This is a genomic window from Nocardia cyriacigeorgica (assembly GCF_029868385.1).
Classification (GTDB): Bacteria; Actinomycetota; Actinomycetes; order Mycobacteriales; family Mycobacteriaceae; genus Nocardia; species Nocardia cyriacigeorgica_F.
In genome coordinates this window covers 1-13,286 of sequence record NZ_JARWNX010000046.1, presented here as the reverse complement: position 1 = coordinate 13,286, position 13,286 = coordinate 1, and the positions used below count along the sequence as shown (strand labels likewise).

At 67.3% G+C, this 13,286-nt stretch carries 9 protein-coding genes; 4 read left to right on the top strand and 5 right to left on the bottom strand.

Translation table 11 applies throughout. From position 1 onward, the window contains the following. Position 1 precedes the first annotated feature (1 nt). Positions 2-2,275 carry an MMPL family transporter gene (locus tag QH168_RS13670; RefSeq protein ID WP_280234995.1) on the top strand — a complete coding sequence of 758 codons (2,274 nt, stop codon included), beginning with the start codon at positions 2-4 and terminating at the stop codon, positions 2,273-2,275. Further along, a complete protein-coding gene (locus QH168_RS13665; protein WP_280234994.1) occupies positions 2,272-2,964 on the top strand; it encodes a TetR/AcrR family transcriptional regulator in 693 nt (230 codons plus the stop codon). The genes QH168_RS13670 and QH168_RS13665 overlap by 4 nt, the downstream gene beginning before the upstream one ends. A 34-nt stretch (positions 2,965-2,998) precedes the next feature. Here QH168_RS13665 and QH168_RS13660 read toward each other — a convergent pair whose 3' ends face one another. Both QH168_RS13660 and QH168_RS13655 read right to left on the bottom strand, forming a co-directional pair. After that, a complete protein-coding gene (locus QH168_RS13660) occupies positions 2,999-4,015 on the bottom strand; it encodes a neutral zinc metallopeptidase (RefSeq protein ID WP_280234993.1) in 1,017 nt (338 codons plus the stop codon). Positions 4,016-4,419: 404 nt separating this feature from the next. After that, a complete protein-coding gene (locus QH168_RS13655) occupies positions 4,420-5,337 on the bottom strand; it encodes a neutral zinc metallopeptidase (RefSeq protein ID WP_280234992.1) in 918 nt (305 codons plus the stop codon). Between the two features lie 328 nt (positions 5,338-5,665). On the opposite strand from QH168_RS13655, the gene QH168_RS13650 reads away from it, so the two are divergent. Further along, positions 5,666-7,294 carry a DUF2207 family protein gene (locus QH168_RS13650; RefSeq protein ID WP_280234991.1) on the top strand — a complete coding sequence of 543 codons (1,629 nt, stop codon included), beginning with the start codon at positions 5,666-5,668 and terminating at the stop codon, positions 7,292-7,294. 78 nt (positions 7,295-7,372) lie between these two features. Here QH168_RS13650 and QH168_RS13645 read toward each other — a convergent pair whose 3' ends face one another. Beyond that, positions 7,373-7,978, bottom strand: a complete 606-nt coding sequence (locus QH168_RS13645; RefSeq protein ID WP_280234989.1) for a TetR/AcrR family transcriptional regulator — start codon at positions 7,976-7,978, stop codon at positions 7,373-7,375. 461 nt (positions 7,979-8,439) lie between these two features. Here QH168_RS13645 and QH168_RS13640 point away from each other — a divergent pair, with 461 nt between their 5' ends. Further along, the gene (locus QH168_RS13640) at positions 8,440-10,305 is read left to right on the top strand and encodes an alkyl/aryl-sulfatase (RefSeq protein WP_280235071.1); all 1,866 of its coding nucleotides are present in this window, start codon (positions 8,440-8,442) and stop codon (positions 10,303-10,305) included. A gap of 80 nt (positions 10,306-10,385) precedes the next feature. Here QH168_RS13640 and QH168_RS13635 read toward each other — a convergent pair whose 3' ends face one another. Continuing rightward, positions 10,386-11,666, bottom strand: coding sequence for an ROK family transcriptional regulator (locus QH168_RS13635; protein WP_280234988.1), 1,281 nt, complete (start codon positions 11,664-11,666; stop codon positions 10,386-10,388). Positions 11,667-12,227: 561 nt separating this feature from the next. Continuing rightward, the gene (locus QH168_RS13630; protein ID WP_280234987.1) at positions 12,228-12,941 is read right to left on the bottom strand and encodes a hypothetical protein; all 714 of its coding nucleotides are present in this window, start codon (positions 12,939-12,941) and stop codon (positions 12,228-12,230) included. Positions 12,942-13,286: the final 345 nt, after the last annotated feature.

Sequence of the window (13,286 nt, the reverse complement as noted above, 5' to 3'; positions counted from 1 at the left end):
TGTGCTGATCCGAATAGCGCGCCTGACCACTCGCTACCCGCGCATCGTGCTCGCGGTGGCGTTCACCCTCGCCGTGCTCTTCGGCATCGTCGGCGCCACCGCATCGGCACATATGAAATCCGGCGGATTCACCTCCGACGACGCCGAATCCACCCGCGCCGCCGAACTGCTCGCCGAGAACTTCGAGGGCGCCACCCCGAACTTCGTACTGCTGGTCAGCTCCGAGGCGGGCCTGCGCGATCCGGCCACCGCCGCCCGCGCCACCGAACTCGTCGACGCCCTGCGCGCCCGCGACGACGTCAGCGGTATCCAGTCATTCTGGACCAGTCCACCGGCCATGGCCGCCGCGCTCGGCAGCACCGACGGCAACAGCGGCCTGATCATCGCCGAACTCGACGGCGACGAAACCGATATCCAGCGGGCCGCCGGTGAACTCACCGAACAACTCACCGGCACCAGTGACGGCGTGACGGTCCGGCAGGGCGGTATCGCCGCCGTGTATCACGACGTCACCGAGCAGATCACCCATGATCTTGCGGTCGCCGAGGCGGTCGCGGTGCCGTTGTCGCTGATCGTGCTCATCCTGGTGTTCGGCAGCGTGGTCGCGGCCGCGCTGCCGGTGATGGTCGGCCTGTTCGCCATCGCCGCGACGCTGGCCATCCTGCGGATGGTCACCCTGTTCACCGATGTGTCGATCTACGCGCTGAACATGACAACGGCGCTGGGTCTCGCGCTCGCCATCGACTACAGCCTGTTCATCGTGAGCCGCTATCGCGAGGAGTTGGCGGAGGGTCTCGATCCGGTAGCCGCGACGATCCGCGCCGTACAGACCGCGGGACGCACCGTGCTGTACTCCGCGGTGACAGTCGCGTTGTCACTCGCGGTGCTGAGCGTGTTCGACCTGTACTTCCTGAAATCGTTCGCCTATGCCGGTGTGGCCGTGGTGATCGCCGCCGCCGCGGCCGCGCTGTTCGTGCTGCCCGCCGCGCTGGTGCTGATCGGGCATCGGATCAACGCACTCGATCTGCGGGCCCCGCTGCGGCGCATGTTCGGGCGCGATCCGCATCCGACCGGTCCGATGATCCCCGAGAAGACCCTCTGGTACCGCAACACCAAGCTGGTCATGCGGTTCGCGGTGCCGGTCACCGTGGTGATCGTGGCCCTGCTGCTCGCGCTCGGCTCACCGTTCCTCGGCGTGAAATTCGGTTACCCAGACGATCGGGTGATGCCCGCGAGCGCCAACAGCCGCCAGGTCGGCGATACGTTGCGCGCGGAGTTCCCGCGCGCCGATTCCGGTGCGAGCGGCACCATCGTGCTCGACGACTTCCATGATCAGAACGCCATCGGCGAATACGCCGCCCAGCTGTCGAAGGTCGACGATGTGCCCGCCGTGCTCTCCAGCGCGGGTGTGTACGTCTCGGGCAGGCGGATGGCGCCTGGCCAACCCGAGATGGCCAACGACACCGGCGCCTATCTGACGGTCGCCACCGATCTGGACCCGTTCTCTCCCGAGGGCTCCGATCAGCTGGACCAACTGCGCGCGGTGCCCGCTCCCGCACCCGTCCTGTTCACCGGTGCGGCGGCGGTCAATGCCGATTCACTCGACGCGCTCGGCGCGAAACTGCCGCTGGCCGGGCTGTTGATCGCGCTGGCGACGTTCGTGGTGCTGTTCCTGTTCACCGGCAGTGTGGTGCTGCCGGTGAAGGCGATCGTCCTGAACACGCTGTCGCTGACCGCGGCCTTCGGCGCGATGGTCTGGATCTTCCAGGAGGGGCATCTGTCCGGTCTGATCGGTTTCACCCCGGTCGGCTATCTGGTGCCGACCATGCCGATCCTGATGTTCTGCGTGGCGTTCGGTCTGTCCATGGACTACGAGGTGTTCCTGCTGTCGCGCATCCGCGAGGAATGGCTGGCCCGACGGGCGGGGCGCACCGGCAATGAACTCGCCGCGGAGGACAACACCGAAGCCGTCGCCATCGGGGTCGCGAGAACAGGGCGGATCTTCACCGCCGCCGCACTGCTGATGGCCATCGTGATCGGCGCGATGGTCACCTCCAAGGTGTCGTTCATCCAGCTCATGGGTCTCGGTTTGACCTTGACCGTGCTCGCCGACGCCACCATCATCCGCGCCCTGCTCGCGCCCGCGCTGATGCGACTGATGGGTCCGGCCAACTGGTGGGCGCCGAAACCGCTGGCGCGGCTGCACGCGAAGATCGGCCTCAGTGAGGAACCCGAACCCGAGGCCCGTGTCCCCGAACCGGCAGGGCATCGATGATCGGTGCCCGCAGACCACGCTCGCCGCGCGGCACCGGTTCCCGGCTGCGCAGCGAGATCCTCGCCGCCACCGCCGATCTGCTCAACCGCACCGGCAACGCCGACGCCGTCTCCATCCGCGCGGTCGGCAAGCTGGTCGGGGTGAGCGCACCGTCGATCTACCGGCATTTCGCCGATAAGGACGAACTCATCGATGCGGTGGTGGCGCAGGTCTTCGAGGATCTCGATACCGCTATGCGCGCCGCCGTCGACGATGACCCCGACGCGCACCCCATCGTCCGCCTGCGCGAACTCGGCATGGCCTACGTCCGCTTCGCACTGGACCATCCCGAGCAATACCGGCTGGCCACCGCGCCCGCCGAAACCCGTGGCGCGGTCGATCAGGTCCTCAGCAGCAGCGCCTTCCAGTATTTCGCCGATACCGTGCGGGAGGCGATGGATTCCGGCCTGGTCGATTCCGGCGATCCGACGCCCATCGTGCTCGAATTATGGGCCGCCGCCCACGGCATCGCCTCGCTGCTGCTGGCCAAACCCTATCTGCCATGGGGCGATCCGATGGAGGCCGCCGAACGTGTGCTCGGGGCGGCCTGCCTCGGGCATATCGTCATGAATCTCATCGGCGAGCAGCCGACACCGGAGGAAGCGGCGGTGTGGTTCGCGCGGTTGCGCGACCAGCAGCCGGAATCCTGAACCCGCCGGGGCGGTCCGCTACCGCGCGATCGGCTCAGGACACCGAATCCGACGACGCCGCCCAGGTATTGCACATCTGCACCCGGTTGTTGCGATACCCGTGCTCGTACCAGCCGCCGTAGTTCTCCGGTGAACCGTGATCGCGCATATCGCCGGAGAAATCACCGCGGTTGTAGTTGTCGCGCACCGTCTCCAGCGCGTCATCGGTGGAGATCGTGCCGACGAAGGTCGACGAGCCGATGAACATGCCACCGAAGCATTGGGCCGCCAGCTCCAGCCGCCGCGAATGTTCGAGGCCGAGCGCGGTGGTGGGGCCCGCGTCGTATTCCTCCTGGTGCGACTGCTTCAGGATGCCGGTCAGGTTCTCCACATGGTGGCCGTACTCGTGCGCGAAGACCGCCATGAAGATCACCGTGTCGTACGGGTCTTCGTTCTGCATGAAGCTGTCCAGCGGCATGTAGATGGTCTTGTTGGCGCCGCAGTAGAAGGCCGCGAAATTGCTGCCGCTGCTGGTGCACGGCGAAGTCGCCTCGGCCGCGGTCGCGGTCACGCTCAAACCGGGTGGCGAGAACGGCAGGTTCTCGTATTCGAGCAGGGCGCTCCACATCTGGCCGAGGCAGGCCGACTGCGCCTCGAAGAACGCGCGGGCCGCCGCCACGTTCGGCGCCCAGGCCGGATATCCGCAGTTGATGTTGTTCAGACCCGTATCGGCATGGTTGAACAGCGGATTGGTCGCCAACGCCGCGACAGGTTTCGGCCCAGCGGAGGTGCTGCTGGTCGTGGTGCTGCTGCGGCGGGTGGTGGTGGAACCGGACTGCGTGGTGGTGGGGCTGGCGGAATACGTCGTGGTCGGTGACGGGGAGGAACTGTAGGTGTAGCTCGGCGTGCTCGTCGGGGTGTAGGCCGAGGTGGAACTGTCCGATGAACTCGCCGCGAATCCCGCCGCGACGAGCAGGCCGACGATGATGAAGACCCCGACGACGGTGAACGCGGCCGCCAGCCCGCCGCCACCGCCGGATCGGCGCGGCGGCATCGGCCGGCCGTACGGCATGGGCGGACCGTACGGACGCATTCCGGGTGGCGGTCCGTACGGCATCGGCGGCGGAGCCGCATAGGGCGGTGGTGGGGGCAACGGCGCGCCGTACGGCGGTGGCGCACCGTACGGCGGTGGGGCGCCATACGGTGGCGGTGGCGCGTAACCAGGTGGTCGTCCGTGTGGCGGCGGGCCGTAGGGCCGACCGCCGGGCGGGCCGTATCCGGGCGGCGGGCCATAAGGTGGCTGCGTCATCTACTCATCCCTCCCCGATCACGTCGACCGTACGGCAGTCGGCGAACGGTACGGCGGTCGCGGGCACTCGGCATACCGAAACCGCCGGTCCTGCTACGCGAGTGGTACACCTCGCCGCACCCTCCCCTTACCCGGCCGCACGGACCCGGCACACACCGATGATCTCATCAACTCACCGCGTCGGCAGGTGCGGCGAACGTATTGCATTGGGCGGTGCGGTTTTCATCGATGCCGATGTTGAACCAGCGGCTGCCGTTGGCGGTGCTGCCGTGATCGCGCATATCGCCCGGCTGGTCGCCGCGGTGTTCGGCGTCGTCGCGAGCCATGCTCATCTGCGAGGAGGTCAGCGAACCGCCCTGCGAGGAGGACGACAGATACATGCCGTCGAAGCAGTTGGCCTGCAATTCGACTCGACGCGAGAGTTCCAGGCCGCGGGTGCTGCGTACACCGGAATCGATGCGTTCGCTGTTGGCGGCACGCAGGATGCCGGACATGTTCTGGATGTGATGGCCGTATTCGTGCGCGAACACCGATAGGTACACCACCCAGTTGTCGCCGAACAGATCGGTCTGCAACTGGCTGATCGGCATATAGATCGATTTGTTGGCCGGGCAGTAGAAGGCGGCGAAGTTACTTGTGGTGCCGGTGCACGGGGTGGTGATGCCGTCGGTGGAGGCGGAGACGTTGACCGTCGGGGCCTGGAAGGGCAGTCCGGCCTTCTCCAGCACCGGTTTCCACGCGGCCTCCAGGCAGCTCTCCGCGCTGTCGAAGAACGCGCGGGCGGTCTCGACCCCGGTCCCCCACGGCGCGTAATCGCAGCTCGCCGGGATCAGCGTGGCACTGGTATCGATGACCAGCGGGTTGTCGGCCGTTTGGGCCGGACCGGTTTCGCCGTTGTCGTAGGTCATCCCCGGACGCGGATCCGAGGCGTCGTGGCGGATACCGGTCTTGACCGCGGCCCGCACCAGACCGCCGACGACGACGAGCACCAGCACGATCACCACCGCGATCACCTTGCTGCCGCCGCCACCGGAACGAGGCGGCGGCGCGCCGGGTGGGCGGCCGTAGGGGACGGGCGGCGGCATCGGCGGGCGGTAACCGGGGCCGGGGTGCGGTGGCGGAAACGGGGGACGCTGGCCGTATCCCGGCGGCGGACCGTAGGCAGGTGGCTGGCCGTATCCGGGCGGCGGACCATAGCCCGGCGGCGGTCCGGGCGGCGGCCGATAGCCGGGGGGCGGACCGTATCCCGGCCGCGGTCCGTAGGGGTTCGGTTGCCCGGGCGGGATCGGGTGTCCACCGGGCGGGACCTGCCCATAGCCGTACGGTGGTTGAGTCACTCCCCCGTACCCCCTCGTCTCACATGTCGCCGACAGCCGCTGACGCAGAATAGCAAGCTGTTTAGAGTAGGCACTCATGCTGACTCTTCGGGGGGGCGCCGTCGGCGCGCTGCTTATCACCATCGTCGGATTACTCACGATGGGTTCGCTTGCGACCGCACCGGTAGCCCATGCGCAGGAACCTGTCGCCGACGGCATCACCATCGTGGCCGATCTGAAACTGAGCCGCGAAGGCGTGCTCGAGGTCAAAGAGCAGATCATCGTGCCCGAGGGCGACAAGTTCACGATGACGGTGCCGCTGCGGGTTCCGGCGGGCGAGGGCGCCGAACGCGTCTTCGAGGTCACCGATATCACCGCCGAGGGCGCGGGCACGGCGAAGGTCGAGGGCGATCTGTTCACCGTGCGCGCCGATCCCGGCCAATCGAGTTTCAGCTATTCGGTGAACAACACCGTCAGCGAACAGGAAGGCACCCAGCTGTTCCACTGGGTCGGTGTGATGAACGCCGATATCGCCTCCATCACCGCATCGCTGATCAGCCCGAGCTTCGAAATGGGCATCGTCGACTGCAAACTGGGTCCGCCCAATGCGAGCAAACCGTGCGCGGACGTGCACATCGAAGCCGACGGCGTGCTCTACCTGGAGCAGACCGATATCAGCAAGGGCGATGCCATCGACCTGACCTTGCAGATCCCGCCGGGCACCGTGCCCGCGAACGCCGAGATCCGCGAGACCGGTTCTACCGCCTTCGATATCACCGCACCGGTGCTCGCCGCGTTCGGTGTGCTGCTGCTGGCGCTCGCCGCGCTGGCGGCGTATGTGTTGCGTGCGCGCCGTCAGCAGGCCGCTGCGGGCACCGGAACCATCGATCCGGTGCTGCGCGAGGACGGCCGCGCCCAGTTCACCTCACCCGACGGCATCCTGCCCGGTGAGGCGGGCGTGCTGCTCGACGAAAGCGCCGATCCGACCGATATCGCCGCCACCGTCGTCGATCTCGCGGTGCGCCGCTACCTGTGGATCACCCCGATCAGCGATTCGGATTGGCGCATCACCAGGGTGAACCCCGCCGACGACCAGCTGCGCCCCTACGAGCGCGCCGTCTACGAGGCGCTGCTGCCCGGCGGAGCCGAGGCCGTCACGGTCGGCGAACTGCGTGCACCCGGCCGGGTTCAGGCCGGGCCGGTGCGCGAAGCCATGCTGGCCGATGCGATCGAGCGCGGCGCCTTCATCGACAAGGCCCGCCGCAAACTGCCGATCTGGCTGGGTATCGGCCTGCTGGTGATCGGTATCGGCGCCACGATCGGACTCGCGCTCGGCTCCGGCCACGCCCTCGTCGGTGTCGCCATCGCCCTTGCTGGTGTGGCCGCCCTGCTGCTGCCGCGTTTCCTGCCGACCCGCACCGCACACGGCCGCGCGCTGACCGGCCAGGTACGTGCGTTGCAGCGCGGACTCGACGCCCTGCGCCGCGATTCGATCCCACCGGCCGATCAGGAACTGGTCTTCTCCCGCGCCCTGCCCTTCACCGTCATCACCGGCCGCGCCGACAACTGGATCCGCACCTTCCGCGATCTGAACCCCAGCGCCGACCGCCAACCCGGCCTCTACTGGTTCGGCGGCTTCGAACGCGACCGCAATCTGCACCGCTTCGCCGGACACTTCCCGTTCTTCATCACGGCGGTGGAAGGTCTGTTCCCCGCTGGCGAGTGAGGCACGGTCCGCCCGGAGCCCGGCAGTCGATTCGCTGCCGGGCTCCGCTGCGTTCGGGTGGCCGACAACCCGGAATGCTCAATCGTCAGTGGACGTTTCGGCGGTGATCAGCGCGCGCAGCATCCGCCCGACCCTGGACGACGCCGCCGACCTGGTCAGGCCCGCACGTTCGACCAGATGATGACGGACCGGCCAGGCGAGGGTCGCATCGAGGAGGTCGAGCAGCGCGTCCGGATCGGCGGCGCGGGCCAGTTCGGGAGCAAAGGCGTGACCGATGCTGTCTCGCATGCGGCGGTCGGTCAACCGCATCCGTTCATCGATGGCGGGAATATTGCGCGACTCGACCAGGCCGAGCGGGCGTGGGAACCGCTGCACATCGAAGATGGCGGCGCTCTGCGTGACCATGGCGTCGATGCGCTCGGACAGCGGCTGCTGCGGATCGACCGATGTGATCAGTGTCTCCACATGCGCGGACTGTTGGTCGGTGGCGGCGGCCAGCATCTCATCGCGTTCCGGGAAGTGCACAAAGATGCTGCGCTCCGAGGTCCGCGCCCCCGCGGCGATGGCCTTGGTGGTCGGTGCGGCCACTCCGGCCTTCAACTGCTCGAGCAGGGCGTCGATGATGGCCTGACGAGTCTGCGCCGGATTACGCCGGCGCCGCGGGTTTCGATCGACCGCACTCACTCGGGCATCCCATCACATCCTCTGACGCCGTTCTATGCCGCCATCCCACGTCACCTTATTGCATAGATACTGCAATAATGGCTATTGTGCGGTAACCGGCGAACAACGTGGACCAATCGCGAGTTGCGCGGACCCAACAGCGCGAAGTTCCCGGACGAACCTGCCGGACCGCGCCGCGATCGGCGGATGGCACCCACAGCGACGCTGTGGCCCACCGCCGGTAGTCCCGCGGCTCGCCTCGACTCGAATCGGAGTGACCGACTGTGGTGAAGGACGACGACACCAGAAACACCGACGACCCGCGATCCTCCGGGCCGAGAATGTCGCGACGCGGCATCTTCGGCGCGGGTGCGGCCGCCTTGGCCGTGGTCGGCACCGGCGCCGCCCTGTCCGGCTGCGATACCTCCACCGGGGTGCACCCATCGGAGACGCCGACCGATCCCGGTGATCACATCCTCGAGATGAACCGCAAGGTACTCGATACCATGCCGTTCTCCGATACCACCGACTTCGGCGATGCCGACCGCGGTTGGATCGCCTCCTTGGAACCCGGCGTGGTGACCGACACCGAGGGGAAGGTCGTCTGGGACAACGATGTCTATGGCTTCCTGCGTGACCCCTGCCCGAAGTCGGCCAACCCGAGCCTGTGGCGGCAGGCGCAGCTCAACGCGAAGCAGGGTTTGTATGAAATGGCTCCCGGCTTCTATCAGATCCGGGGTCTCGACCTGTCGAACATGACGCTGGTCGAGGGTGAGGCCGGGGTCATCGTCATCGACCCGTTGATCTCGGCGGAAACCGCCGCCGCCGGCCTGGCGCTCTACCGCGCACACCGCGGCGACCGTCCGGTCACCGGATTGATCTACACCCATTCACATGTCGACCATTTCGGCGGCACACTCGGCGTCACGACTCGCGAAGATGTCGCCGCGGGCCGCTGCCCCGTGCTCGCCCCGATCGGATTCCTCGAACACGCTGTCGCCGAAAACATCTACGCGGGTACCGCCATGGCCCGCCGATCGGCCTATATGTACGGTGCGGCGCTGCCGCGCGGACCGAAAGGCCAGATCAGCGCCGGCCTCGGGCAGACGACCTCGACCGGAACCGTCACGCTCATCAACCCGACCATCGACATCACCGCGACCGGTCAGGAAGAAACCATCGACGGGGTACGCATGGTCTTCCAGATGACGCCCGGCACCGAAGCCCCCGCGGAGTTGAACCTCTACTTCCCGGACCGCCGGATCCTGTGTATGGCCGAGAACGCCACCCACACCATGCACAATCTGCTGACCTTGCGCGGCGCTCTCGTCCGGGATCCACATGTGTGGTCCAAGTACCTGACGGAATCGATCAACAAGTACGGCCGGCATTCGGATCTGGTGTTCTCCTCACATCACTGGCCGGTGTGGGGCACCGATCGGATCGTCGAATTCCTGTCGCTGCAACGGGATCTGTACGGCTACCTGAACGACCAGACCCTGAGATTGCTCAACCAGGGGTATGTGGGCAGCGAGATCGCCGAGATGATCGAACTGCCGCCCGCGATCACGGGAGCCTGGCATACGCACGGCTATTACGGTTCGGTCAGCCATAACGTGAAGGCCATCTATCAGCGGTATATGGGCTGGTTCGACGGTAATCCCGCACATCTGTGGGAGCATCCCCCGGTTGCCTCGGCCACCAGGCACGTCGCCGCGATGGGTGGCGCGGATGCGGTGCTGGAGAAGGCGCAGAAGGCCTACGACGAGGGCGATTTCCGCTGGGCGGTTCAGTTGATCGACTACGTGATCTTCGCTGAGCCGGAGAACACGACCGCAAAGCACCTCCAGGCGAGCGCATTCGAACAACTCGGCTACGGCGCGGAAAACGGCACCTGGCGCAACTTCTATCTGTCCGGTGCACATGAGTTGCGCCATGGACCGTTCGGTACGCCCACCCAAGCGAATTCGAGCGGCGTGCTGGCCGCGATCAGCGTGGAGCAGGCATTCGACGCAATGTCATTGCGCGTCGACGGTCCGGCTGCCTGGGACGTCCGACTGGTCAGCGATTGGCGCTTCACGGACGAGAACAATCGCCTCCACCGCGTCGACCTGCGCAATGGCGTCCTCGTCCACTACGACCGCTCCCCCGATGATGGCCTGCCCGCGCCCGATGCCACGATCACGCTGACTCGCGCCACCCTCGCGAAAACTCTGCTGTCCGGTGGCGATGTCCAGGCCGCGATCCGATCCGGTGATATCACCGTCGACGGCGACATCATGGCCCTCGGAAAAATGGCCGGCCTGTTCGACAAACCGGACCCGAACTTCGCCATCGTCACACCGTAGAACTGGCCGGCCGGTTCTACAGGGAGACATGAGACCGGTGACATGCCGAGGCGGCCGGTCTCATGTCCCCTTTCGTGCGGTCAGGTGAGGGTGGCGCGGCGGATGGCCGACAGAGGATCGGTGTAGAGGGGCGTCAGGGAGGTCACCACCGCGGCGAACTCCTGGACTTTGGGGGCGAAGCCGGTGATTCGGATGTCGGTGGGGGGCAGCACCGTTGCCTGGTTGAAGGCTCGGGACACGTTGGCAAGGGCGGGACGGTAGGCGGTGAAGGCCTGGCCGCCGAGGACCACTCGGTCGGGGTTGAGCAGATCGCGGACCAGGGCGACGGTATGGCCGAGCATGGTGGCACGTTCGGCCAGGAGATCGCGGGCGGGTTGGGAACCATCGACGGCGGCACGGTACAGGTCGGCGATGGTGGTGCCGCCGGTGCCGTTGTGCGCCGGGATGATTCCGCGACCGACGGCGCGGGCGTGCAGGGCACGATCACCGACGGTCACCTCGAAGCAACCCTTACGGCCGCAGCCGCATTCGACATCCGAACCGGTCGGCAGATGCGCAATCGAACCGGGACCATTGCTCGGTGTATGCACTCGGCCGTCCAATGTCACTGCCACACCGGCGGTTTCACGAACATAGAAGTAGAGGCTGCTGCCCTTGGCGAGCCCCGACCAGACATCGGCGGCCTCGCGTTCGACGGTGGGCAGCAACAATTCCGACGCTGCCATCGCCTCGACATGCGGCGCCACCGACACCGGCAGCTCCAGCACTTCGGCGAGCACCGCACCCAACGGGGCGCCGCGCCAGCCGAGCTTGGGATGGTCGACCACACCGGTCTGGGTGTCGACACGGCCGCCGATCGCGACCCCAGCCCACAACGGTTTACGGCGATGCCAGCGCTGGAGGAACGCGCGGGCGCTGCGAGCGACGGTGGTAACGGCGAATTCCTGGCCGGTCTGCGGGGTGGCGATGGCGAGACCGCCGAGGATGCGGCCGCGCAGATCGGCGGCGACGATCTTGGTTGCGGCCGCGCCGATGTGCACGCTGATCGTCAGATAGGCGTCGTGATCGATTTCGAACGGCACCCGCGGCCTGCCGACCGCACCGGAGGCGGTCAGGTCGGGACGCTCGCGCAGCAGTCCGGCGTTCAATAGCGCCGAGACCTGACGGTTGACCGTCGCGATGCTCAAACCTGTTGCGCGAGCGGCATTGTCACGGGATACCGGACCGCCGGTCGCGGCCCGGAGAACAGCGGCGGCCGGGTTGTCGGAGATCCGCAGTTCCGGCGCCACGACGACCGGGCGGGTATTGCGGACACGGGCGGTGGACCGAGAAACGGTACGTTCCAGGGTAGGAAGGGACATCTGTTATTCCTTGCTGAAGTCCCGTCGAACGGGACGTGCCTACACGTGTGGTGTGGCGGCAGCGCGCGAGCCGGAGAACCCGGAGAACTCGCTCAGCCGCGGCAGCAGGGACAACACAGTTCCCGCGTGAGCGGGAGCCGCAGCCCGAGTCCAGCGGTCACATAGGTGACTCGCTGAGCGGTGATGCGGCCGGTGAACATGCGATCGAAGGTAACACCGATTCGCGCGACGCACCAAGCCCCAACGCGCCGATGTGTATCCGGACACACGTGTTTGCGCAGGTAATAGCGTTGCCTGACATCTCATGAAGGCGGCTGGATCAGCGGCCGCCAGCGCAGCGACCGCCGTATCCGCTCGGGCGCCCGAAGATGTTGGCGTGCCGGGAGTCCCGATGGGCGACCGATCCACACCACCGCCTCGACGCCCGCGGCCGCACCCGCACAGACCGAAGCCCCGCCCAGCGCGATGCTGAACGGGGCTGTGATCACCGGCACACCGGATCGACCTCGCGGCCGATGCGGTCCGGGCGGGCACGGACCATGCCCACCCGGACCACCGCTGCTATTTCGCCGGTGCAGGTGCCGGGAACGGCTGGGTGATCGTCGAGACGTACTGGATCACCGCACCGATCGCCACGGGCGCGGTCACCAGCAATTGTCCGGCGACCGTACCGATCGCGCCGACGGCGAGCACACCGCCGAGGCAGCCGATGGCGGCGGCCGGAATGAACGGACCGAACAGGCCGATGATGGTGGCCGAGGCCACCGTGGCGCCCGCGATGCCGCCGAGCACGCAGCCCACCGCCGCGCCGCCGAGGCCACCGGCCAGTGTGCCGATCGACGCGCCGAGCGCGACGGTGCTGGTCAGCCTGGTCCACGCGTCCTTTTCGCGATCGTATTCGGATTTGAACGGAGCCTTGTCCTCGAATGGCAGCGCGACCGGCTTGTAAACCGCGTGCGCGACATCGAATTGCGGCGTCAAAGTCGCGGTGCGTCCCGATATATGGGCCGCGATCGGAAATTCGAATTCATCCACCCGGAAACGCAGCGGAGTTCCGGCGAGCACCGTCCCATCCGGGCCCTTGACCTTGAACGTGTCGTCCTCCACCACAAGCGATCCGGCATCGGTGGTGATGATCGACTGCGTATCGGTCGACTCTGCGGTGAAATTCACCGCACCAGTTTCGTTTTCCGGCGCGGCACCGGCTGTCCCGGCGGCCACCCCGGTGGCGACCGTCACCAAAGCCGCGACAACGGCTAGCTTCCTCATCTTCATGAAACGCAATCCCTCATCTCAATGAAACGTTCGAGGAATAGCATCGACCGAATTCCGCGCGGTGCCGAGGTTAAAATCCGCCGAGATTCGAATGCGGCCACCGCCCAGCAAAGCCGACCTCCCGGCGGCGTCCTTCCACCCCGCGGGGGCGGGGGGCCCCGGCGGCGCCCCCCCCCCCCCCGCCCCCACCCCGACCGGGGGGGGGGCGGCCACAACCGCGGGCCCGGCGTGTGCGGGCGGCTCCCGGGGGGCGGCGGGGCCCCCCGGCCCCGCCGCCCCCGCCCCGCGGGGTGGAAGGACGCCGCCGGGAGGTCGGCTTTGCTGGGCGGTGGCCGCATTCGAATC

Excerpts from the sequence above, each read along its gene's own strand:
- QH168_RS13665 (WP_280234994.1), top strand. The coding sequence starts at position 2,272 with ATGATCGGTGCCCGCAGACCACGCTCGCCGCGCGGCACCGGTTCCCGG.
- QH168_RS13660 (WP_280234993.1), bottom strand. The coding sequence starts at position 4,015 with ATGCCGTACGGCCGGCCGATGCCGCCGCGCCGATCCGGCGGTGGCGGC.
- QH168_RS13655 (WP_280234992.1), bottom strand. The coding sequence starts at position 5,337 with ATGCCGCCGCCCGTCCCCTACGGCCGCCCACCCGGCGCGCCGCCGCCT.
- QH168_RS13650 (WP_280234991.1), top strand. The coding sequence starts at position 5,666 with ATGCTGACTCTTCGGGGGGGCGCCGTCGGCGCGCTGCTTATCACCATC.
- QH168_RS13640 (WP_280235071.1), top strand. The coding sequence starts at position 8,440 with ATGAACCGCAAGGTACTCGATACCATGCCGTTCTCCGATACCACCGAC.
- QH168_RS13635 (WP_280234988.1), bottom strand. The coding sequence starts at position 11,666 with ATGTCCCTTCCTACCCTGGAACGTACCGTTTCTCGGTCCACCGCCCGT.
- QH168_RS13630 (WP_280234987.1), bottom strand. The coding sequence starts at position 12,941 with ATGAAGATGAGGAAGCTAGCCGTTGTCGCGGCTTTGGTGACGGTCGCC.